Source organism: Streptomyces sp. NPDC101234 (assembly GCF_044767525.1).
Classification (GTDB): domain Bacteria; phylum Actinomycetota; class Actinomycetes; order Streptomycetales; family Streptomycetaceae; genus Streptomyces; species Streptomyces sasae.
In genome coordinates this window covers 378,208-399,392 of record NZ_JBIWOA010000007.1, presented here as the reverse complement: position 1 = coordinate 399,392, position 21,185 = coordinate 378,208, and the positions used below count along the sequence as shown (strand labels likewise).

At 69.7% G+C, this 21,185-nt stretch carries 19 protein-coding genes; 8 read left to right on the top strand and 11 right to left on the bottom strand.

Annotation, left to right across the window (positions count from 1 at the left end; translation table 11 throughout):
- Positions 1 to 66: 66 nt before the first annotated feature.
- From ACIRR9_RS16265 to ACIRR9_RS16240, 6 genes are read right to left on the bottom strand one after another with little or no spacing between them, the layout of a single operon-like run.
- Positions 67 to 1,305 carry an alginate lyase family protein gene (locus ACIRR9_RS16265; RefSeq protein ID WP_403751692.1) on the bottom strand — a complete coding sequence of 413 codons (1,239 nt, stop codon included), beginning with the start codon at positions 1,303 to 1,305 and terminating at the stop codon, positions 67 to 69.
- Positions 1,306 to 1,334: 29 nt separating this feature from the next.
- On the bottom strand, positions 1,335 to 4,445 hold the full coding sequence (locus ACIRR9_RS16260; RefSeq protein WP_403751690.1) for an alginate lyase family protein: 3,111 nt from the start codon (positions 4,443 to 4,445) through the stop codon (positions 1,335 to 1,337).
- Complete coding sequence (locus tag ACIRR9_RS16255) at positions 4,442 to 5,968, bottom strand: glycosyl hydrolase family 28 protein (RefSeq protein ID WP_403751688.1); 1,527 nt, start codon at positions 5,966 to 5,968, stop codon at positions 4,442 to 4,444. The genes ACIRR9_RS16260 and ACIRR9_RS16255 overlap by 4 nt, the downstream gene beginning before the upstream one ends.
- 33 nt (positions 5,969 to 6,001) lie before the next feature.
- Complete coding sequence (locus ACIRR9_RS16250) at positions 6,002 to 6,865, bottom strand: carbohydrate ABC transporter permease (protein ID WP_403751686.1); 864 nt, start codon at positions 6,863 to 6,865, stop codon at positions 6,002 to 6,004.
- Positions 6,862 to 7,860, bottom strand: a complete 999-nt coding sequence (locus tag ACIRR9_RS16245) for a carbohydrate ABC transporter permease (RefSeq protein ID WP_403751684.1) — start codon at positions 7,858 to 7,860, stop codon at positions 6,862 to 6,864. Before ACIRR9_RS16245 ends, ACIRR9_RS16250 begins: the two co-directional genes overlap by 4 nt.
- The gene (locus ACIRR9_RS16240; protein WP_403751682.1) at positions 7,857 to 9,206 is read right to left on the bottom strand and encodes an extracellular solute-binding protein; all 1,350 of its coding nucleotides are present in this window, start codon (positions 9,204 to 9,206) and stop codon (positions 7,857 to 7,859) included. Before ACIRR9_RS16240 ends, ACIRR9_RS16245 begins: the two co-directional genes overlap by 4 nt.
- Before the next feature lie 330 nt (positions 9,207 to 9,536).
- Between ACIRR9_RS16240 and ACIRR9_RS16235 the strand changes: the two genes are divergently transcribed.
- From ACIRR9_RS16235 to ACIRR9_RS16210, 6 genes are all read left to right on the top strand, one after another.
- Positions 9,537 to 10,865: an ABC transporter substrate-binding protein gene (locus tag ACIRR9_RS16235; protein ID WP_403751680.1), complete on the top strand. Its 1,329-nt coding sequence runs from the start codon at positions 9,537 to 9,539 to the stop codon at positions 10,863 to 10,865.
- Between the two features lie 9 nt (positions 10,866 to 10,874).
- A complete protein-coding gene (locus tag ACIRR9_RS16230) occupies positions 10,875 to 11,759 on the top strand; it encodes a carbohydrate ABC transporter permease (protein ID WP_403751678.1) in 885 nt (294 codons plus the stop codon).
- Positions 11,759 to 12,664: a carbohydrate ABC transporter permease gene (locus tag ACIRR9_RS16225; RefSeq protein WP_403751676.1), complete on the top strand. Its 906-nt coding sequence runs from the start codon at positions 11,759 to 11,761 to the stop codon at positions 12,662 to 12,664. The genes ACIRR9_RS16230 and ACIRR9_RS16225 overlap by 1 nt, the downstream gene beginning before the upstream one ends.
- Entirely contained in the window at positions 12,661 to 14,292 is a 1,632-nt protein-coding gene (locus tag ACIRR9_RS16220) for a family 43 glycosylhydrolase (protein ID WP_403751674.1), read from the top strand. Before ACIRR9_RS16225 ends, ACIRR9_RS16220 begins: the two co-directional genes overlap by 4 nt.
- A gap of 199 nt (positions 14,293 to 14,491) precedes the next feature.
- Positions 14,492 to 15,556 (top strand): LacI family DNA-binding transcriptional regulator, encoded by a 1,065-nt coding sequence (locus ACIRR9_RS16215; RefSeq protein WP_403751672.1) that lies wholly within the window; start codon positions 14,492 to 14,494, stop codon positions 15,554 to 15,556.
- Between the two features lie 30 nt (positions 15,557 to 15,586).
- A complete protein-coding gene (locus ACIRR9_RS16210) occupies positions 15,587 to 15,790 on the top strand; it encodes a hypothetical protein (RefSeq protein ID WP_123973078.1) in 204 nt (67 codons plus the stop codon).
- A gap of 77 nt (positions 15,791 to 15,867) precedes the next feature.
- On the opposite strand, the gene ACIRR9_RS16205 is transcribed toward ACIRR9_RS16210, so the two are convergent.
- The 3 genes from ACIRR9_RS16205 to ACIRR9_RS16195 form a co-directional block, all read right to left on the bottom strand.
- Positions 15,868 to 16,113 carry a hypothetical protein gene (locus ACIRR9_RS16205; RefSeq protein WP_365341227.1) on the bottom strand — a complete coding sequence of 82 codons (246 nt, stop codon included), beginning with the start codon at positions 16,111 to 16,113 and terminating at the stop codon, positions 15,868 to 15,870.
- Entirely contained in the window at positions 16,110 to 16,982 is an 873-nt protein-coding gene (locus ACIRR9_RS16200) for an oxaloacetate decarboxylase (RefSeq protein ID WP_123973079.1), read from the bottom strand. The genes ACIRR9_RS16205 and ACIRR9_RS16200 overlap by 4 nt, the downstream gene beginning before the upstream one ends.
- 159 nt (positions 16,983 to 17,141) lie before the next feature.
- Positions 17,142 to 17,792: a ThuA domain-containing protein gene (locus ACIRR9_RS16195; RefSeq protein ID WP_403751669.1), complete on the bottom strand. Its 651-nt coding sequence runs from the start codon at positions 17,790 to 17,792 to the stop codon at positions 17,142 to 17,144.
- A gap of 343 nt (positions 17,793 to 18,135) precedes the next feature.
- Between ACIRR9_RS16195 and ACIRR9_RS16190 the strand changes: the two genes are divergently transcribed.
- Positions 18,136 to 18,531, top strand: coding sequence for a VOC family protein (locus tag ACIRR9_RS16190; RefSeq protein ID WP_403751667.1), 396 nt, complete (start codon positions 18,136 to 18,138; stop codon positions 18,529 to 18,531).
- Here the strand turns inward: ACIRR9_RS16190 and ACIRR9_RS16185 are convergent.
- Both ACIRR9_RS16185 and ACIRR9_RS16180 read right to left on the bottom strand, forming a co-directional pair.
- Positions 18,520 to 19,185 (bottom strand): helix-turn-helix domain-containing protein, encoded by a 666-nt coding sequence (locus ACIRR9_RS16185; protein WP_403751665.1) that lies wholly within the window; start codon positions 19,183 to 19,185, stop codon positions 18,520 to 18,522. The genes ACIRR9_RS16190 and ACIRR9_RS16185 overlap by 12 nt on opposite strands.
- Before the next feature lie 116 nt (positions 19,186 to 19,301).
- Complete coding sequence (locus ACIRR9_RS16180) at positions 19,302 to 20,231, bottom strand: AraC family transcriptional regulator (protein WP_403751663.1); 930 nt, start codon at positions 20,229 to 20,231, stop codon at positions 19,302 to 19,304.
- An 82-nt stretch (positions 20,232 to 20,313) separates the two neighbouring features.
- Between ACIRR9_RS16180 and ACIRR9_RS16175 the strand changes: the two genes are divergently transcribed.
- Positions 20,314 to 21,183, top strand: coding sequence for an NmrA family transcriptional regulator (locus ACIRR9_RS16175; RefSeq protein ID WP_403751661.1), 870 nt, complete (start codon positions 20,314 to 20,316; stop codon positions 21,181 to 21,183).
- The last annotated feature ends 2 nt before the right edge of the window (positions 21,184 to 21,185 follow it).

Sequence of the window (21,185 nt, the reverse complement as noted above, 5' to 3'; positions counted from 1 at the left end):
CCACATCCGCTCCCGGTATTCCGGCACACACGGCGTTCGGACGGACAGACGGGCGGCTGCGCCCGGCTACTTGGCGTACATCAGGGTGCCGAAGCCGAGCTGGTCGTACCCGCCGCTGGTGGAGCCGTAGTCCCCGCCGCCGCCCTCGGGGGCCACGAGGTTGTAGTACATGGCGGAGATGTACTTGTCGTCGAGGCCGATACGCCGGTTGTAGTGGAAGTGGAGCATCGCCCACACTGGGCGGAGCTGGCCACGGGAGGAGTCGGAGATCACCGTCTGGGAGGACTGGGCGCAGCTCTGCCCGGTGCCCCAGGTGTAGGTGGTGTACGGCACCTCCTGGCCGAGGTTGTACTTGGCGACGTACTGGGCGGCCTTCATGAACCGCCGGTCGTCGTACGAGTAGAGGTCGTCGCCCTGGTTCCAGGCCATCTCGCAGATCGCGCCCATCTGGCCCATGCCCATGACGGTGTGCCCCTGGTCGCGGCCGGACTCCTGCCACTGGCCGAGGCCGTAGCCGTCGGAGTCGGTGTAGAGGTACGGCACCGCGTGCTCGATGGAGCCGTTGCCCGCGCCGGACTTGAAGTAGGTGACGGCCTGGTCGTACTTGGCCGCGTTGTCGGTAAGGATCCCGATGGCCATGACCGAGGCCATGTTGCACAGGTCCCAGTTGGCCCAGTAGTTGGTGATGCAGGCGTCGTTGTGGTTGGTCAGGAAGCTGTTGTTGAGCGGGTAGAAGACGTCGACCATCATCGCCTGGAACGCGGCGAGGTCGAACCCGGCGTAGCCGCGCATGAGTTCGGCGGCCTGGCAGAACTCCCAGCCGTAGATGCCCGCGGCGAGGAACCGGTCGGCATTGCCGGTGAGGGTGGTCAGCGTGGACGACCAGGCGTTGAGGATCTTCACGGCGGTGTCGCCGTTGGCGGCCGTACCGGCGACCTTCCAGCGCAGGGCGTTCTGGTAGGCGGCCGCGATGTCGTTGTAGAGGATGCCGTAGTTCTCGCCGGTCCCTCCGCGGATGATCGTGGCCTGCGGGTTGGGCGTCCAGGTGGCGGCGGAGTGGGAGTTGGCGGTCAGCTTGTCCCAGCCGGACAGCCAGGGGTCGGTGCCGGCGGCGACCCGCACCTTGGCGCGGTTGATGTCACCGGCGTTGTGGAGCATGCCGGGGTGGGTGAAGGTGGTCGGTGCCGCGTCGGCCACCGTGGGGGCGGTGATCGAGGCGGCGACGGCAAGCGCGGCTGCGGACTTCAGGACACTGCGGCGGCTCGGCTCGCAGGTGCCCGACTGGGGTGGTACGCGGCGGCTCATCGCGTAGTTTCTCCTTCGGTGGGGGGAGTTCAGGTGAGTCGGACGCTCACCTCTTCGAATTGCGCGGTGCCGAGAGCCAGTGGTGTGCGGGAGCACACCACCAGGCCCACGTGGTAGGGGGCGTCACCGAAGGTGGGGATCGTGCCCGTGGCGAGCGGGCTCCAGGTGACGCCGTCATCGGCGGAGACGGCGGCGGCGAAGGCCGTCCCGGTGCGCTTCAGCCGCAGCAGCAGGGGCAGTTGGACGGTGGCGGTACCGGTGAAGGCGGAGGCGCCGGCGACGGTCGGGCGCAGCATGAGCTGGGCGGTGGTGCCTGCGGTGACGATGACCCCGGCCGCCTGGTCGAACGGCGACAGTGACTTGGCCATCAGCAGCCCGACCCGGTCGGCGGTGGCACCGGAACGGGAGACGAGCCGGGCGGTCAGCTCGCAGTCGCCGGCGACCGGCTGTCGTGCGAACTGGCCGGTCATTCCCTGCGAGTTGACGTTGAGGTCGACTCCGGCGCCGCGCACGGTGAAGGTGCCGTCGGCGTGGGCCGCGTCGCCCGGGGTGAGGACGGCGACGACTCCGAGGGTGCCGTAGGCGCTCCGGTCGAGGATCACGTCGCCGAGGTCACCGCTGGTCCAGGGGTCGGGCAGGGGCGGGGCGGCGACCGTGGCCGGCTCCGTGGCCCCGGCCGCGACGGCGGGCATGACCGCACTCACTGAAGTCGAACGCGGGCCCCGGCCCCCGCAGTTGGTCTTGGCGACGGTGTAGTGGTACGTCGTCCCGGACGCACCGCTCCCGTCCGTGTACCGCACCCGGGTGCCGAAGCCGACCGCGCCGACCTCCCGGGCGAGGGTCCGGTACGGCCCGTGGGCGTCGCTGGCGCGCAGCACGGTGTAGCGGGCGGACGGGTTGGGGTCGGTCCAGGTCAGCTCGGTCCCGTCGGCGCCGGTGGCGGCCAGCAGATCGGTGACCCTGCGGACCGGGCGGGGTACCCGCCACACCGTGCCGGCCGCCGACTCCACGCTGACGTCGTCGAAGGCGCCGGTGCCGGTTTCGGCGTAGTCCTCGTCGACGCCCAGGGAGGAGGTGAGGACGAGTCCCGCATATGTGGTGTGTGGCATGTCGCATACGGTCGACCCCACCTCGGTCCACCGCACACCGTCCTCCGAGATCGCCCCGGTGAACAGGTCCCCCTCCCGGGTCACCCGCACCCAGTAGGGCGCCCGCAGCCGGTAGCCGTCCCCGGCCCCCTCGACATAGGGCGCGGCCAGCGGGGTCGCCGACGTGGGCAGCGCGCCCAGGTCGGAGATCGGGAAGCCGGCGCCGGTGGTGATCGTCTGCTGCTGGCTCGGCGGCACCGGGGTGCTCCCGGTCGCGGAGATCCCGGCACCGGCCGTCGGGCGTACGCTCCACACCCCGCTCCAGGTGTGCAGCGGCAGCCCCTGGATCAGCATCGAGGCATGCGCGGCGGACGGGTCGAGCGAGGCTCCGACCGTGACTCCGATCTTGGAGTACTGCGAACTGAGCGGCCAGACGATCCGGGCGGTGACACTGCCGTCGCCGTGCAGCGGCAGGTGGACGAGACGGCAGGTGTCGGCGGTCCCGCTCGCCTCCAGCACGAACCGCTCGCCGTCGAACCGCGCCGAACCCGGGGTGTGTACGGCGCCCAGGTCCTGGGTCCGCCAGGGGCCCGGAAGCCCCGCGGTCGCCGAGGCGACGGCCGAAGTACCGCTCTCCCCCGCGGCGTTGGCGGCGACGACCGAGTAGTAGTACGTCCGCCCCGGGCGCACCCGCCCGTCGGTGTACATGGGCGACGAGACCTGGGCCGACGGCTCATAGGGCCCGTCGGGACACTCGGCGCGCCGTACCTCATAACGCGTCGCCCCCACCGCCGGCAGCCAGGACACCGTCACGGCGCGCTCGTCGCCGTCGGCCGTGATCCCCGCCGGAGGGGTCGGCACGCTCGGCGCGGGGGCTGTGGCGCCCGCGTAGGCGAAGGTGCCCCAGCTGGGCAGGTCGTCGTTGCTGCCCTCGACGGCGCGGGTGCCACCCGCGCCCCGGAAGACGGCGGCCTGCGTGTAGGGCGTGTCGAGGCCGCGTACACCCGCGTAGTGGGCGTAGTACATCTCGTAGATCGGGGGCAGGGTGCCCCGGGAGGTCGCCGACACGGTCTTCTTGAGGTACTTGCCGGTGCGGTCCAGGTCCGGGGTGAAGGGGACGTCGCCGCCGAGGTTGTAGCGGGCGGCGTACTCGGCGTTGGCCAGGATGCGGTCGCCGTCGTAGCCCCACAGGTCGACGCCCTGGTTCCAGGCGACCTGGGCCGCGTCACCCATGAGGCCCACCGCGAGCTGTTCGTGGCCCTGGTCGCGGCCGGACTCCTGGCCCTGGCCGGTGTCGGTGACGACGCGGTGGCGGACGCTGCCGTTGCCCGCGCCGGCGGCGGCGAACCGGAGGGCGTCCTCGAAGAGGGTGCGTTCCTCGCAGAACACGCCGATGGCCAGGATGGTCTGAAGGGCCGTCAGGTCCCAGTTGCCGTTGGCGTAGAGCATGTAGCCGGAGACGGCCGGATACCAGACGTCGAGGAAGGACGCCTCGCAGCGCGCGATGTCGGCGTCGGTCCAGCCGTCGTAGCCGGTGTGGCGCAGGAGTTCGGCGGCGTTGGCGAACTTGAAGCCCTGGAGGCCCGCGCCGAGCGGTCCGTCGGCGCCGGTGACGATGGTGAGCGAGGCCGACCAGGCGTCGAGGATGTCGCGGGCCTTGTCGGCGTGGGCACGATCGCCGGTGACGGCCCAGATGAGGGCGTTCTGGTAGGCGGCGGCCGAGTCGGCCACGGCCTGGTTCTGGAAGTTGGCGGGGCCGCGGCCCCAGGAGGTGATCTGGCCGGTGTTCTGCACGGTGTACGACGCCTGGGAGCGCGCGTGGGCGGCCAGCGCGAGGTAGCCGTCGTGGACGGGCGACTGTCCGCTGTCGACGGCGGATCTCATCCGGGCCAGGTCGGCGGCGGTGTGCAGTATGCCGGGGTGGGTGAACGCGAAGTCCTGCGGGGAGCCGTCCGCCGCCCGGGCCGCGGGCACGAACAGGGTGTTCGTGCCCGCGGCGAGCAGCAGCGCGCCGGAGGACTTCAGCAGGCCGCGGCGGCTGAGCGGGCTCACTGGGCGGCCGCCTCCGCCTCTGCGGTGGTGAGGAACTTCAGGTTCGTCACGTGCTCGTTGTAGAACCACTGGATGGCGTCGGTGGTGTAGTACCAGCTCGGCTTCTTCATCGAGTCGGCGATGACGACACCGTTGATGACGAGGTTCTCGAAGGTGACGTTCTTGATGGCGTGGTCGGCGTCGTAGCCGAGGAAGAGCGACGGGCCCGCGTGGGTGCCCGTGTAGGTGAGGTTCTTGACGTAGACGTTCTCGATGCCGCGGCCGACCGAGGTGTTGTACTTGGTGTTGTACATGACCTTCATGTAGATGACCTGGCCCCAGCGGAAGTCCTCGATCCGTACGTCCTCGATGCGGACGTTGCTGATGAGGTTGGAGTCGCCGGGGTTGAGGGCGATGCAGCCCTGGTAGTTCATCTGGGGTTCGCGGTGGTCGAGGATGTCGATGTTGCGGATGACCAGGTTCTCGATGGTCTCCGGGGCGTCGGTGTTGCCGTGCGTGCCGATGTTGATCGGGTGGGCGACGTCGGCCCACAGGGAGCAGTTCTGCACGGTGATGTTGCGGGTGTCGCCGTAGTAGTCCCAGCGGTGGGCGTAGATGGCGATGCAGTCGTCGGAGTTGCGCAGGAAGCAGCCGTCGATGAGGACGTCGCTGGAGGAGAAGACGTCGATACCGTCGCCGTTGCCGCGCGAGCTGAAGCCGCGCACCTTCCTGATGTGGACGTTCTGGGCCTCGCCGAGGGTGGTGATGTAGCCCCCGGGGTTCATGATGATGACGTCTTCCACCCGGATGTTCCTGCTGCCCTCGCACAGCACGCCTCCGCCCGGGCCTGCCCAGATCATGCCGTGGCCCCGGAGGGCGGCCTTCTCCACGTCCTTGAAGTAGACGGTCGCCTTGAGGACGGCGCCGCCGGCGAGGTAGACGGTCTTGCCGCTGGGGACGGTGAGGATGCCGCCGGTGACGGTCTGCACGCCGGGGCCGAAGTAGATGACGTCCGGGTCGTCGGCGGCCGGCGCGTGGTGCTCGACGTGGTTGGTGATGATGTGCAGGCAGTCGAAGAGCTCGTCGTTGATCTGGACGACCAGGTCCTTCGGCTCGTCGAGGGTGAACCGCAGGGTGTCTCCGAGCAGTTCGGGCGTGATGCCGTACGAGTCCGGTCTCACCCGGGCCTTGGTGGTACCGCCCTTGAGGTAGGTCACCTCGACTTCGACGGAGCACTGGAAGTCGAAGTACACCATCGAGGAGTTGTAGACCTTGCCGGAGCCGGTGTTGGCGTTGATCTCCTCGAACTGCGGCCGGTAGATGTCCAGGGTCTGCCAGTCGCCGTCGGGGGCGGTGCGTACCCGTACCTGGAAGCTGGTGTTGGTCGGTACGGCGGTGGGGCGGGGGTAGGTGACCAGCTTGGGGGCGGCGTTGGCGTCGTCCGCGCGGGCGGTGCCGGCGGTCAGGCCGCCGGAGAGTCCGGCGGCGAGGGCGGTGGCGCCGGCGGCTTGCAGGGCGGTGCGGCGGGAGAAGGGCGTGTTCATCTCTGTCTCCTTGCAACAGGTCGGTAGGTGCGGCTACTTGAGACCGGACGTCGCCATGCCCGCGACGAAGCCGCGTTGGGCGACGAGGAAGACCAGCAGGATCGGGACGACGTACATGACGGAGCCGGCGGCCTGGAGGTTGTTGAGGGGGTTGCCGGACGAGTCGACGTACCTGGTCATCACGGCGACCGCGAGGGTGGACCGGTCGGTGGACAGCAGGAGTTGGGGGGCGATGTAGTCGCCCCAGGTCCAGGTGAAGGCGATGATGAAGCTGGCGGAGAGCACCGGCCAGGACTGCGGGAGGAAGATCCGCCAGAACATCCCGCCGTATCCGCAGCCGTCGACGATGGCGGCCTCTTCCAGTTCGCGGGGCAGGCCCGCGAAGAACTGGCGGAAGAGGAAGACCAGGTAGGGGGCGGAGGCCAGGCCCCACAGCACCCAGGGCCAGTAGGTGTCGACCATGCCGAGCTTGGCGAAGATCAGGTAGGTCGGCAGCAGGGTGATCATCTGGGGCAGCATCATCGAGCCCATGAGGATGCCGAACAGGGTCTTCTTGCCGGGCGCGTTCAGCCGGGCGAAGCCGAAGCCGACCCAGGCTGAGCTGAGGGTGACCAGGGTGGCGTAGATGGTGGCGATGATGAGGGAGTTGCGGGCGTAGCCGAGGAAGTCGATGAGTTTGTAGGCGTCGGCGAAGTTGTGCCACTCGACGTGGGCGGGCAGCCAGTGGACGGGGGCGGCGGCGAGCTCGGAGGGGTCCTTCAGTCCGGTGAGGACCAGCCAGCCGAACGGCCCGAGGAGCAGGCCGGTGACGACCACGAGGACGGTGTAGAGGACGAGGCGGTTGACGCGTATCCGCACCCGGGTCTGGGGGTTGGGGTCGAGGCTGGTGGTGGTCACTTGTTCGCCTCCGGGTCGACGTTGTAGAACACCACGCCGGAGGTGAACTTGAAGATGAGTCCGGTCGCGATGAGGATCAGGACGAAGAGCACCCACAGGAGTGCGGAGGCGTATCCGTAGCGGCCGAGCGCGAAGTACTCGGAGAACACGTGGATCATGTAGGTGTAGTTGGACTGCGGAATCGTGGTGAGGCCGCTGGTGCCGGGGGTCGGGGCCAGCAGCATCGGCATGACGGTCTGCACCGAGGCGATCACCCCGGTCACGGCCTGGAAGAGCAGGACCGGTGACAGCAGCGGCACGGTGATACTGCGGAAGGTGCGCCAGGAGCTCGCCCCGTCGAGACGGGCGGCCTCATGGAGTTCGCGGGGTACGTCCTGGAGCCCCGCCAGCGAGATGATCATGACGTTGCCGGCCGCCCAGAGGACGGTCATGACGAGGACGTAGCGGGCGTAGGGGTCGGCCAGCCAGCCGATCGCGTCGAAGCCGAAGAGGGTCCAGACGCCGTTGACAGCACCGGAGTTCTGGTCGAAGAGGTTCTTGAAGGCAATGCCGGCGCCCACCGGGGGCACCACGGCCGGGAGGTAGAGCAAGGTGCGGAACAGTCCGCGCCCCTTGACGGGCCGGTTGACCAGGACGGCGAGGGCGAGTCCGGCGATGATCGACAGCGGTACGGAAAGCACCGCGAACAGGCCGGCGCGACCGAGGGCGTCCCAGGTCTGTGGATCGCCGGTCAGCTCGCGGTAGTTGCCGAGGCCGACGTAGTGCCAGTGCGGGGAGATGCCGTCGTACGTGGTGAAGCTCATCCACAGGGCGAACGCCATGGGAGCGATGGTCAGCAGGGTGAACCCGATGATCCACGGCGAGGCGAACATATAGAACGCGCGGTGCCTGCGCGAGGTCATCGAGGTGCGGGGGCGTTCGGCCGGCCGGGTGCGGCCGGTGTGCGCGGTCGAGTCGGGCCGGTCCGCCACCGAGGAGAGCTGATGGGTCGTCATCCGACTTGCTCCTTCCCGCGCTCGATCTGCTGGTTGATGACGGAGTTCAGGTGTCCGGCGAGGGTGTCGACGGACATCGCGCCCTGCATGGCGGGCGTGCTGACCTGGTTGAAGAGGGACTCGAAGGCGTCCACGGAGATGTAGGGGCTGACCGCGACCACCGAGAAGTGCTTGAGTTCGTTCTCCTGGGCCTTCAGTGTCCGTTTCTGGTACTCCTCCTTGGCCGGCATCAGCGGCCGCAGGGACTTCAGGCTGGGGATGCCCCATCCGCTGGTGGCGCGTGCCTTGGCCGGTGCCTCGCCGAAGAACCACTCGAAGATCCGCCAGGCGGCGTCCTTGTTGTGCGCCTTGCGCGGCATCCACAGTCCGGTGCCGCCCTGGCAGGCGCTGATGCGCGGGCCGCCCGCGAAGACGGGGGCGGGGGCGAGCCGGGAGACCTTGGCCAGCTTCGGGTCGGTGCCGATCAGGCCGCCCAGCCAGTAGCCGTTGTTCGACATGGCGAGGCGTCCGGCCTGGTAGGTCGGCCCGTCCCAGCCGTTGGGGTCGGGCAGGATGGCGCTGGGTCCGACCTTGAGCTTGCAGTAGTCGATGTACCAGGCGAGCGCCTTGCGGGCCTCGGGGGTGGTGAAGTCGGCCTTGGAGAAGTCGTCGTTGAACAGGCTGCCGCCTGCGGAGGCGGTCATGGTCGCCATGAGGGTGAGTTTGACCAGGCCGTTGTAGCTGCCGCCGAAGACGGTCGTCTGGCCGTGGGACCGCTGGGCGAGCCGTTGGGCGTCCTGCAGCCACTGGTCGAAGGTGACGGGCTCGGTCTCGGAGGGGTAGGCGACGTTCTTCTTGTCGAAGGCGGCGGTGTTGAACCAGAACATGGAGTCCTGGGAGAAGTCCTTGGCCATCCCGTACCGCGACCCCTTGCCCTGCACCTTGCCGTCGTAGCGCCACAGGTCGTTGACGGGGTCCAGGTCGTCGACCCTGAGCACACTGCTGTTCGCGAAGTAGGTGTCCAGTTCCTGCATCACGTCCCGGGCCGCGAAGTACGCCGCGTCCACGGCGCCGACTCCGCGCACCAGGTCCGGCGGGTTGCCGCTGGTGAGCATCGCGATCAGCTTGGTGATGTCGTAGTCGACCTGATTGATCGTGATGCCGGTGTCCTTCTTGGCCTGCTTGATCAGGTCGGGTGTGAGGTCACCCGATTTGACCATCACGGTGACGGACTCGCCCGGGCCGCTGACCCCGGTGGACACCTGGAGCGCGCAGCCGCTGAGCGACGCCGCGCCGGCCACGGCACCCGCTGCCGACAGGCCGAGAAAGCGGCGCCGGCTGACCGGTGCTCGGGCGTGCGTCTGCATGGACTTCCCACTCTCTTCGCGGAGGTGACAGGACGTCGGCTCGTTGGCAACCGGTTGCTATGGGCGGTGAGGGGAGCTTCAACCCGTACGAGGGCCTCGTCAAGGGGAGTGACGAACTTTCGAAAACCGTTCGGCGGCAACCGGTTGTCCTTGCGTACCGGTTGCTGTTCACGGACCGTTCGACCGACCGCACATCGAAAGATTCCGACTCATACCCCTTGCTGGGAGCGGCCGAGCCGTCCTACTGTCCCGTGGAAACCGGTTTCTAAGGCACTGTCGAGCCGCCGCCCTCCTCCCCGAGAGCGCCAACCTCCGAAGGAACACGGTCAGATGAACTCCACCAGGCTGGCCCGCGCCGCGATCGCGGGCCTCGCGCTGACAGGTCTGCTCTCCGCCTGCGGCGGATCGGGCTCCGGCTCCGGCGGTTCCGACTCGGCCTCCGGACCGGTCACCCTGCCCTTCTGGGGCTGGGCGAACGGCCAGGACGCCGTGGTGAAGGCGTTCAACGCCTCGCACAAGGACGTCCAGCTGAAGTACACGAAGGTCACCGACCAGCTGACCATGCAGAAGCAGCTCACCAACGCCGTGAAGGCGGGCAACGCGCCCTGTCTGGTGCAGAACACCGCCGAGTACGTGACGAGCTGGGTCGCCCAGGGCGCCCTCGCCGACATCACGCGGTACGTCGGTTCGGCCAAGGACAAGTTCAACTCCGGCTCCTGGTCTGCCGCGCAGGTGCAGGGCAAGCTCTACGGCGTCCCCACCAGCTCCTCTCCGAACTTCACGATCTACCGCACCGACGTCTTCCAGAAGTACGGCCTCAAGGCCCCCACCACCTGGGACGAGTTCATCGCGGCGGGCAAGACGCTGAAGAAACACGGCGTCAAGATCACCAACTACGCCGGTGAGGACCCCAGCACCCTCGAAGTGCTCTCCATGCAGGCCGGAGCCCACTGGTACGCGATCGACGGCAACTCCTGGAAGGTGGACTTCCAGGACGCGGGCACTCTCAAGGCCGCCCAGGTCATCCAGCAGATCGTCGACAACGACCTCGACTCGAAGCTGTCGTTCGCCGACTACGCGGCAGTCCAGCGCAACTACGACAACGGCGGCACCGCCACCCGGCAGATCTCCACCTGGCAGATGGCCGGCATGGTGCAGAACTTCACCAAGTCCTTCGGCAAGTGGGCCCTCGCCCCCTGGCCGACCTTCACCGGCGAGGCCGCCAAGACCCCGGCCGGCACCAACCTCACCGGCAGTGTCACCCTGGTCACCAAGGGGTGCACCCACCAACAGCAGGCCGCCGAGGCCGCGTTGTGGATGTCCACGAATCCGGGTGCGGTGAGGACCATGGCGAGCCCGACCACCGGCAACGGCGTGATGCCCGCGCTGGCCGACAGCAACGCCTACGTCGACGAGGCGATCTCCCAGAAGCTGCTCGGCCCGAACTACGACCCGGCGAAGAAGGTCGTCACCGACAGCCTGAACACGGTCACCACCGACTGGACGTTCGGCCCCGACTGGACGGCCATGTTCACGGAGCTGCAGAACGGCTGGGCCAAGGTGGTCAGCAAGCAGCAGAAGGTCACCGACCTCCTCGCCCACATGCAGCAGTGGACGGTCGACGACCTGAAGTCCCGCGGCATCAGCGTCGAGGGCTGAGGCTCACGGATGGTCCGCTCCCAGCGCTGGAAGGGCGCCGCCTTCACGGTGCCCTTCCAGCTCGGCTTCGTCTTCCTCTACCTGATCCCGATCGGGTACGCGGTCTACCAGTCGCTGTACCGTGCGCACTCCTCCGGGCTGGGCCTCGGCGGCAGCACGGACGAGTTCTCGGGACTGGCCAACTACCGTCAGGGCCTGACGGATTCGGCGTTCCTCGACTCGGTCTTCCGGGTGCTGGTGTTCGCCTGCGTACAGATCCCCGTGATGCTCCTGATCAGTCTTCTCCTGGCGCTCTTCCTGGACGCGCTGACGTCCAGGGCGGCGGGCCGCTTCCGGGTCCTGCTCCTCGTGCCCTACATGATCCCGGGTGTGGTGGCGGCGATCGTCTGGATCAACCTCTACAGCCCGGACGTCGGCCCGCTCACCCCGCTGGGCAAGGCGTTCGGACTGACCTGGAACTTCTTCGCGCCGTCGATGGTGTGGCCGTCCATCGGCAACCTGCTGACCTGGCACGGCATCGGCTACAACATGGTGATCATCTACTCGGCGCTGCAGGGCGTCCCGCGTGAACTCTTCGAGGCGGCCCGGCTCGACGGCGCATCCGAGCGCCGTATCGCGCTCAGTATCAAAGTCCCGTTCGTCCGGGGCGCGTTGGTCCTCACCGGCATGCTGTCGATCATCCAGATGCTCCAGATCTTCAACGAGCCGGCCCTGTTCCGCAACGTCACACCGCAGACGGTCAGCGACAGCTTCACCCCGATCATGGTGATCTACAACCAGGCCTTCAATGCGGGCAACTACCACTATGCGGCGGCCCTTTCGGTGCTGCTGGCCCTGGTCCTCGGCGTCGCCAGCTTCCTCTTCTACCGGCTGACCTCCAAGGAGGCCGACTGATGACACTCACCGCGGAACGGTCCAGGACGAACCCCGTGCGACGCATCAACAAGCCCGACCCGGCTGCCCGTTCCCGAGGCGGCCAGCGGTTCCTTCTCGTCGGACTGGTCCTGGCGAGCGCGTACAGCCTCTTCCCGGTCTGGTGGCTGCTCGTCGCCGCGACCAAGGACCGTACCGCCCTCTACCAGAGCAACGGCCTCTGGTTCTCGGGCTGGCACTTCTGGAGCAACCTGCACCAGCTGTTCACCTACGAGGACGGCATCTTCCTGCGCTGGACGGCCAACTCCTTCCTCTACGCCGGAGTCGGCTCGCTCGGCGGCACGCTCATCGCGCTCGCCACGGGCTACGGCCTGGCCCGCTTCCAGTTCCCCGGCCGCAGCCTCGTCTTCGCCTGCGTGGTCGGCTCCTTCCTGGTCCCGATCGCCCTGCTCACCCTCCCGCTGTATCTGCTGTTCTCGAAGATCGGCCTGGTGGACACGCCCTGCGCGATGCTGATCCCCTGTCTGGTCAACCCGTTCAGCGTCTACCTGGCGAAGGTGTACACCGAGGCCACGGTCCCGTACGAACTCCTCGAAGCGGCCCGCATAGACGGCGCGGGCGAACTGCGCATCTTCTTCTCGATCGTGCTGCGCATGATGACGACGGGCGGCGCGACGGTCTTCCTGCTGGCCTTCGTCAACACCTGGAACGCGTTCTTCCTCCCCCTCACGGTCCTGCGCGGCGAGGAGAACTGGACCCTGAACCTGGGCCTGTACAACTGGTCCGGCAAACGCCTCGAATCCGGGGTGGACCTGACCGGTCTGGTCCTGACCGGCGCCCTGCTCTCCATCGTCCCGATGGCCGTCATGATGATCGCGATGCGCCGCTACTGGCGCACGGGCGTCACCCTGGGAGCCCTCAAGTGACCGTGCTGCACAACCCGGTGATCCGCGGCTTCGCCCCCGACCCGTCACTGGTCCGGGCCGGCGACCGGTACTACCTGGCGACCAGCTCCTTCGAGTGGTTCCCGACGATCCCGATCCACCGCTCCCGCGACCTGGCCCACTGGGAGTACGCGGGCCATGTCGAGGGCGCGGCCCCCGGCGACTCCCTGGCCGGTGTCCCCGACTCGGGTGGCATCTGGGCCCCTTCGCTGAGCTGGGACGGGGTGCGCTTCTGGGTGACGTACTCGATCGTCCGCTCGGTCGGCACCCCGTACTTCGACCTGGACACCTACGTCAGTACGGCCATGGACGTGTCGGGCCCGTGGACTCCCCCGCGCCGGGTCCCGAGCCACGGCTTCGACCCCGCCCTCTTCCACGACGACGGCCGTATCTGGCTCCTCAACATCCAGAACGACCACCGCCCGGGCGGCCGGCGCTTCGCGGGAATCGTCGCCACGGAACTGGACCCGGAGACGCTCACCGCCGTCGGCGCGACCCGACTCCTGCTCCAGCACGACCGGTTGATCGAGGGCCCGAAGCTGCTGAAACGGGACGGCTGGTACGTCCTGGTCCTGGCCGAGGGCGGGACGGGTTTCGAGCACGGGGTGCGGGTGGCCCGCAGCAGAAGCCTCACGGGCCCGTACGACCTCGACGAACGTCCGCTGCTGACGACGCGGGACGACCCTGACTGGCCGTTGCAGAAGGCGGGACATGCGGAGTTGGTCCAGACCCCGGAGGGCGACTGGTTCCTGAGCCACCTGACGGCACGCCCGCTGCAGACACCGGAAGGACCGAGATGCCCTCTCGGCCGGGAGACGGCGATCCAGCCGGTGACCTGGGACACGGAGGGCTGGCCGAGACTCCGCCACGGAGACACCCGCCCGGCGGTGACGGTCGAGATACCCGCGCTGGAGCGCCCCGCCAGGGGCGCGGGGCTGCATCCGATATGCGGCTACCGCCGCCTGGGCGCGACCAGCCCCCACCGGCCCGCAGATACGCACTACTACACGCTCCGCTCCCCCGCAGACCCCTCCTGGATAGACCCCACCACCCGCCCCGGCTGGCTACGCCTCCGCGGCCACCACGGCCCCGACTCCCTCTGGTCCCACAACCTCCTCGCCCGCCGCATCACCGAACACCGCACGGGGGCCCAAGTCACCGTCCAGGCAAGCCCGTCCACCTTCACCCAGGCCGCCGGTCTGCTCCTCTGGTACAACACCTCGGCCTACTACGCCCTGGACCTCACCTGGTCGGAGCCGGAAGGCGAAGCGCAACACGGCCAGCAATGGCGGCACAAGGGCCGGACCGTACTCGCCCTGACCACACGTGACGAAGGCGAAATCCGCAGACCGGCCGTCGTGGAAGTCGACGCGACCACCCCGCTCACCCTCGGCGTCACGGTCGACGGCGCCGCCACCCGCTTCTGGTACGAGACCGACCGCATCCGCCAACCCCTCGGCCCTCCCCTCGACTTCACCCGCCTCTCCGACGACCACGGATCCCGGCTCCGGTTCACCGGAGCGCTCGTCGCAATCCATGCCGTAGACCTCGTAGACGCCTCTTTCACCGCGGATTTCACGGACTTCCACGTCATTTGCACACCGGACTGATCCGACCGCCGTTGTTCGAAGTTTCGAAAGTCCCGCCACCAGTGATCCCGTGAATTCCCAGGTCTTCACGCCGTGTTGACGTGCACCTATCGTAGGAAGCGCTTACTGCACGGCTTGCACGCAGACCGCGGAAGCAGCGTTGGTCGCAACTTTCGTTACTTTCGTTGGCCCAAAGGCGGGCCGGAGAGGCGGGTTCCTCATGGTCCGTGCCGGGGGTACGAGCGTGGCGGCGGCCGGTCCGACGCTGGCGGTGGTGGCCCGCGAGGCGGGCGTCTCCGTACCGACCGCGTCGAAGGTGGTCAACGGCCGTGACGACGTGGCCCCCGAGACCCGGCGCCGGGTCACCGAGGCCCTCGAACGGCTCGGCTATGTCCGCCGGCCCCGTTTCGACGCGGCGAAGGCCCCCGTCCTGATCGACCTGGTGGTGCACTCGCTGGACAGCTCGTGGTCGGGCGCGGTGCTGCACGGGGTGGAGGAGGCGGCGCACGAGGCGGGTCTGGAGGTCGTCGTGTCGGCGGGGCCGACCCGGACGCGGGCCGGCCGCCCGGAGCGCGGGTGGCTGGACAAGCTCACCGTGCGCGGCTCCTCGGGCGTACTGTTCAACCTGGCCGAGCTGACCCAGGCCCAGTACGCCTGGCTGGACCACCACCGCATCCCGTACGTGCTGATCGACCCCGTGCACGAGCCCCCCGCGGGAGCCGTGTCGGTCGGGGCCGCGAACTGGCAGGGCGGGGTGACCGCGACCGAGCACCTGCTCGCGCTGGGGCATGAGCGGATCGCGGTGATCGCCGGCAGCCGGCGCAAGATGTGCAGCAGCGCCCGGGTGGCCGGCTACCGCTCGGCACTCGCCTCGGCGGGCCTGCGCCATCGTGGCGAGTACGTCCGGCACGCGGGCTTCGACGAGGGCACGGCCCGGCATCGTATGCACGAACTGCTCGACCTGCCGGAGCCGCCGACCGCCGTGTTCGTCTGTTCGGACCGGATGGCGCTCGGGGCGTACGCGGCGCTGACCGAGCGCGGGCTGCGGGTACCGGACGACATCAGCGTGGTCGGCTTCGACGATCTGCCGGAGGCGCGCTGGGGGTCTCCCCCGCTGACCACGGTCCGCCAGCCGCTGTCGGAGATGGCGGCGACGGCGCTGCGGCTGCTGGTGCGGCTGATGCACGGGGACCGCCCGGAGGGCACCCGGACGGAGTTGTCGACGCGGCTGGTGGAGCGGGCCAGCACGGCGGCGCCGGCGGCCCGTTCGGCCGTACGACGGTGACCGTGCCCTGTTCATGATCGTTTCCCGGGCATGAAACTCACCCCGCGTACCGCGGCGGCCTGTGCCCTGACCGCAGCCGCCCTGACCATGGCGTTGGGCACCGCCCACGCCACGACCCTGACCGTCGCCCCGGCCCGGCAGCATGCCACGGTGGCCGCCCCGGCCGACGAGCACGACCCGAAGGAGGACGTGGAACTGGACGAGAACGGCCGCCCGGACCTGGGCGAGGACTGAGCCGGAGCGCCCCGGCGAGGGCGGGGGAACTGCGCGACCCGTCAGCACGGTCCCGCAGTTCCCCACTCGCCGGTCCCTCAGTCGTCGTCGGCCTGGCGCGGCTCGCCCATCAACGCCTGGATCGCGTCCACGGCGCTGCCGTCGTGGTCGCTGCCGGCGTCCCCCCTCCCGGTCTGGAGGTTCGCCGTGCGGTCCACCTCCAGGATGGAGTCCGCGTGGGAGTTGTCCAGCACCGTGATCAGGCTCCCGTCCGCGTACGCGGGAGCCGCGGCTCCAGCGAGCAGCGCCGCGGCGACGGCAGCGGCCGTCCGCAACCGCGTCACACGCCCACGCCCTCGGACTCGGGCTCGTCGAGCCGCTCCCGGGCGATGTTGCGTTCCAGGAGGGTCGTGGACGCCTTGACGCCGACCCCGCTCGCCGCGTCCACCTGGGGCAGTCGGCCGTCCGCCGCCCTGAGGTCGCTGAGCGCGGAGTCCATCGCCTCGTGTGCGGCGAACAGACAGGGCGTGGAGTAGATCGCGACATCGACGCCGAGATCGTCCAGTTCGGTGAGGGAGAGCCTCGGCGACTTGCCGCCGGCGATCTGGTTGAACAGCAGCGGCTTGTCGCCGACGACCTTGCGGATGCGGCGGATCCACTCCTCGCTGCGCACCCCGTCGACGAGGACCACGTCGGCGTCGGTGGCGGCGAGCCGCTCCGCGCGGTGCAGGATGTCGTGCTCGTCGGTGGCGTCCGTACGGGCCACGACGACCAGGTCCGTGCGGGTCTCCAGGACCTTCTCCAGTTTCTCCAGGTACTCGTCCAGCGGCAGCACCTGCTTGCCGTCCGCGTGCCCGCAGCGTCGGGGCCGCTTCTGGTCCTCCAGGATCACCCCGGAGGCGCCGATCCGTTCCAGCCCCTCCACGACGTGGCAGGCGACCTCGGGGTCGACATACCCGTCGTCGATGTCGACCAGCAGATGGTGGTGCGGGAACGCGCCCCGCAGCCGCTGGACGAAGGCCACCATGTCGGGCCAGGCGATGAATCCGATGTCCGGCAGGCCGTAGTACGACGCGGCGAAGCCGAAGCCGGAGACGAACATCCCGTCGTAGTGCTTGGCCGCGATCGATGCCGAGTACATGTCGTACACGCCGATCAGCGGGGTGGTCCCCGGCCCGGCGATCTGTTCGCGCAGCTTCTTCCCGTAAGTCAAGGTCCGGCTCCTCCGGTGGGTGGGTGGCGCGAGGTCCTGGTGGATCTCCGCGTCTCGACGCCCTTTGCCAAGACAAGAGCATCTCTAGATACGCACGTGACCATCTCCGTGCGCGACCTTTACTCACTCCAACGGCGGATCCGGTTCACCGGAGAAACGTCACTGGTCGAGCCGTGCGGCCCAGCCGATACCGCCGTACAGGTGGGCCAGGAAGCGGGGATCCCGGTAGGCCTCGCGGGCGTGCCCCAGGGCCGTGTAGAACACCCGTCCGGCCCCCTGCTCACGGCACCAGGCCAGCGGATGGTCGGCGCCCATCCCGCCCCCGTCGTACGACGTCTCGTCGGCGCGCAGCAGTACCCGCACCCGGCCCCGCGGGTTGTCGCGGAAGTCGTACCACTCGTCGGTGAAGTCCCAGACGGCGGGCAGCTGACGGGTCGCCGGATGACCGTGGTCCTCGACGAGCGCCTTACCGGGCTGGTACCGGGGGTGGCGGTCGAAGCGGGCCCCGAGGAGTTCGCCGTAGAACGGCCATGTGTACTCGGTGTCGGCCGCCGCATGGACACCGGCGAAGCCGCCGCCCGCCTCGACGTAGGCGGCCAGCCTCGCACGCCCTGCCGGGGTCAGGATCTCGCCGCTGGTGGAGAGGAAGACGACGGCCGCGTACCCGTCCAGCGGCTGTTCGAGCGCGGCCGGGTCCTCGGTGGCGTCCACCTCGAACCCGGGGAACTCCCGTACAGCTGCGATGCCGTCGGGTATCGAGTCGTGGCGGTAGCCGGTGGTGCGGGTGTGGAGGAGCAGTCGAAGGGTCATGCCCGCATGGTCACCCACCGGCCGGGAGGGCTCAAAGGCCCGGTGTCGGCACGCTGTTGTCGGGTGCGCCGTCCCCGTTGGACGGCAGGTCGCCGCGCTGTACCGGAGCCCGCCTTCTCGGTGCCGCATCCGGTGAGCAGGACGGAGGCGAACAGCAAGGGCGGCAGCGCGCGCAGGGCACGGATCATCCGCCCATCGTGCCGCACAGGTGTTCCACAGGCACGGGGTTTTCCGGCGGCCACGGTGGCCGGCCCGAGGCTACGACCCCGGCACCCCGCATCCCCTTCGGCCGGGGGTCCGATTCGTTCAAGACCGACGGCCGGCCCCCGCCTACGGTGGCGCCATGACTCCACGATTCGGCGTGATCGGTCTCGTCACCTCCGACCTGACCGCGTCCCTCGCCTTCTACCGTCGCCTCGGCCTGGACTTCCCGCCCGGCGCCGAGGAACAGCCGCATGTCGAGGCCGGGTTGCCCGGCGGCCTCACCCTCGCCCTGGACGCGGAGGAGACGATCCGCTCCTTCCACCCGGCCTGGCACCCGCCGGCCGGCGGCGGCCGGGTGTCACTCGCCTTCCGCTGCGCGTCGCCCGCCGAGGTGGACACGGTGTACGAGGACCTGGTCGCCGCCGGCCATCACGGCGAGCTGAAGCCCTGGGACGCCTTCTGGGGCCAGCGCTACGCCACGGTCCACGACCCCGACGGCAACGGCGTCGACCTGTTCGCCCCGCTACCGCAGTAGTCCGGTCAGCGGCACGCCCGCCAACTCCCGCACGTCACGCGAGAGATGCGGCTGATCCGCATACCCGGCCAGAACGGCCGTCTCCGCGAGCGGCACCCCGGCCCGCGCGAGCGAGAGCGCCCGCTGCATCCGGAGCACCCGGGCGAGGGTCTTGGGCCCGTAGCCGAAGGACGCCAGCGACCGCCGGTGCAACTGGCGTGCACCCAGGCCGAGTTCATCCGCAGTCGCTGACACGGATCGCCCCTCGTCCAACGCTTCGACGAGCCGTGACAGCAACGGGTCAGGAGGCATGGCCCGTTCGAGCGCGATCTCTTCGAGCGCGGCGGCCGGATCGTCGGCACGGTCGACGCGGGCGCGCAGCCGCCGTACGACGGAGGCCGGCCACAGGTCAATCAACTCGACGCGCTGATCGAGGAGTTCGTGAGCCGGTACGCCGAGGAAGGCGGGCGCGGTCCCGGGGTAGAAGCGCAGGCCGGCCCATACACCCGGGACGCCTTCGGTGACGTACGCACGTGTGTCGGGCCCGGCGACGAGCAGCCGTCCCTCGTGCCAGAGCAGGTCCATACACCCGTCGGGCAGCACACGCCCCGCCCCGGCCACGGTGTTCTCCCACACGACCGCTCCGGCGAGCCGAGACGCCCTTTCCCTGTACACATACGCCAGAGTAAGCGCCCCTTCAGGGGCGCGGGGCTGCGTCGATATGCGGCTCCGCCGCGTGGGCGCGAGCAACCACGGACCACCCGCGGTCCGCAACCTCGCGAACCCGCCCCCTACCCCCCTCGATACTCCTGCGGACTCACCCCATAGACCCTTTTGAACGCGCTGGACAGCGCGAACGCACTCCCGTACCCCACCCTCCGCGCGATCGCCTCCAGCGTGTCGTCGGTGTCCCGCAGCGCGTCCGCCACCAGGGCCAGCCGCCACCCGGTCAGATACGTCATCGGCGGCTCCCCCACCAGTTCGGCGAACCGCCGTGCCAGCGCCGCCCGGGACACCCCCGCCTTCGCCGCCAGCGAGGCGACCGTCCACGGATGGGCGGGGTCGTCCTGGACCAGCCGCAGCACCCGCCCGACCACCGGGTCCGCCAGCGCCCGGTACCAGCCGGGCGCCTCCCCGTCCGGCCGGGAGAACCACGCCCGGAGCGCGGCGATGACCAGCAGGTCGAGCAGTCGGTCGAGGACGACCTCCTGCCCGGGTTCGTCGCGGACGATCTCCGCCATCAGCAGCGGGGTGAGCGGGCACTCCCACACGTCGGCGCCGAGCGTCAGCAACGGCGGCAGCGCGTCCAGCAGCCGCCCGCTGATCTCGCCCCGCATCAGATACGTGCCGATGAACACCACCGTGCCACCGGCCGGGCTGCCGCCCCAGGTGCGGACGCCCAGGTCCATGGAGCCGTTGAGCGGCCGCCCGTCGGGGTGGGCGCACTCCGCACCGGGCAGGATCAGCGCCTGCGGGGCCGTACCGGGATCGTCGGCGCAGGTGTACGCGTCGGGGCCGCGGGCGATGGCGAGGTCGCCGGCCCGCAGTTGTACCGGATCTCCCGCGTCCGGCAGGACCCAGGCGTCGCCGCGGACCATGAGCATCACGGTGAGCGGGGCACGGTCCTCGACCCGCACGCTCCACGGCGGGTCGAAGCACGCGCGGATCATGAAGGCGCCACGCGCGCGAGGGCCCTCCAGCAGGCCTGCGAGAGCGTCCATGGGGCCAGCGTAGACGCGCGCTTATGGGAATGAGCCGTTCCGTGATGGGCGCCCGCGGCGGCCCGGCGGTTGACTGGCTGACATGACCTCGAAGGCACAGGGCAAGGCACAGGACACAGCGCGTAACACGCGGGACATGACGGTGGTGGTGACCGGCGCGACCGGCCGTACGGGCAGCCGGGTCGCCGAGGCTGCGCGGGCCGCGGGGCTGACCGTGCGGCCGGCCTCGCGAGCGCAGGGCTTCGACTGGCGGGACCGGTCGACATGGGCCGGCACCCTGCGTGGCGCCGACGCGGCGTACCTGGTGTATCCGACGGACGTCGGCTCGCCGGAGGCGACGCACGCGGTGGGGCTGCTGGCGCATGAGGCGGTCTCGCTCGGGGTGCGCCGGCTCGTGCTGCTCTCCTCGCGGGGCGAGGTGCCGGCGCGGCCGACGGAGGAGGCGCTGCGGGAGTCGAGGGCGCAGTGGACGGTCGTACGGGCGTCGTGGTTCGCGCAGAACTTCAGCGAGGGTCCGCTCGTCGCGGGGTTGCGGGAGAGCGGGGAGCTGGTGTTCCCGGGCGGTGCGGTGCGGGAGCCGTTCGTCGACCTCCGGGATGTCGCGGAGGTGGTGGTGGCGGTCCTGGCGGGCGGCGACCGGTACGCCGGTCGGGCCCTGGCCGTCTCCGGGCCGCGGCTGCTCACCTTCGGCGAGGCGGTCGCGGAGATCTCGGCGGCGACGGGCCGGGAGCTGGCCTACCGGGCGGTGACGGCCCGGGAGTACGGCTCGGACCTGGCCGCCTTCGGGGTGCCTGCGGAGGAGGTCGGGTTCCTGGTGGAGCTGTTCGAGTCCCTGCTGGACGGCCGGAACTCCTACCTCTCGGACGGGGTCCAGGAGGTACTGGGCCGGGCGCCCCGGGACTTCGCGGACTTCGCCCGGGAGACGGCGGCGACAGGCGTCTGGAAACCCTGACG

Excerpts from the sequence above, each read along its gene's own strand:
- ACIRR9_RS16175 (WP_403751661.1), top strand. The coding sequence starts at position 20,314 with ATGACCTCGAAGGCACAGGGCAAGGCACAGGACACAGCGCGTAACACG.
- ACIRR9_RS16240 (WP_403751682.1), bottom strand. The coding sequence starts at position 9,206 with ATGCAGACGCACGCCCGAGCACCGGTCAGCCGGCGCCGCTTTCTCGGC.
- ACIRR9_RS16210 (WP_123973078.1), top strand. The coding sequence starts at position 15,587 with ATGAAACTCACCCCGCGTACCGCGGCGGCCTGTGCCCTGACCGCAGCC.
- ACIRR9_RS16255 (WP_403751688.1), bottom strand. The coding sequence starts at position 5,968 with ATGAACACGCCCTTCTCCCGCCGCACCGCCCTGCAAGCCGCCGGCGCC.
- ACIRR9_RS16225 (WP_403751676.1), top strand. The coding sequence starts at position 11,759 with ATGACACTCACCGCGGAACGGTCCAGGACGAACCCCGTGCGACGCATC.
- ACIRR9_RS16190 (WP_403751667.1), top strand. The coding sequence starts at position 18,136 with ATGACTCCACGATTCGGCGTGATCGGTCTCGTCACCTCCGACCTGACC.
- ACIRR9_RS16195 (WP_403751669.1), bottom strand. The coding sequence starts at position 17,792 with ATGACCCTTCGACTGCTCCTCCACACCCGCACCACCGGCTACCGCCAC.
- ACIRR9_RS16215 (WP_403751672.1), top strand. The coding sequence starts at position 14,492 with ATGGTCCGTGCCGGGGGTACGAGCGTGGCGGCGGCCGGTCCGACGCTG.
- ACIRR9_RS16180 (WP_403751663.1), bottom strand. The coding sequence starts at position 20,231 with ATGGACGCTCTCGCAGGCCTGCTGGAGGGCCCTCGCGCGCGTGGCGCC.
- ACIRR9_RS16245 (WP_403751684.1), bottom strand. The coding sequence starts at position 7,860 with ATGACGACCCATCAGCTCTCCTCGGTGGCGGACCGGCCCGACTCGACC.
- ACIRR9_RS16265 (WP_403751692.1), bottom strand. The coding sequence starts at position 1,305 with ATGAGCCGCCGCGTACCACCCCAGTCGGGCACCTGCGAGCCGAGCCGC.
- ACIRR9_RS16230 (WP_403751678.1), top strand. The coding sequence starts at position 10,875 with ATGGTCCGCTCCCAGCGCTGGAAGGGCGCCGCCTTCACGGTGCCCTTC.
- ACIRR9_RS16235 (WP_403751680.1), top strand. The coding sequence starts at position 9,537 with ATGAACTCCACCAGGCTGGCCCGCGCCGCGATCGCGGGCCTCGCGCTG.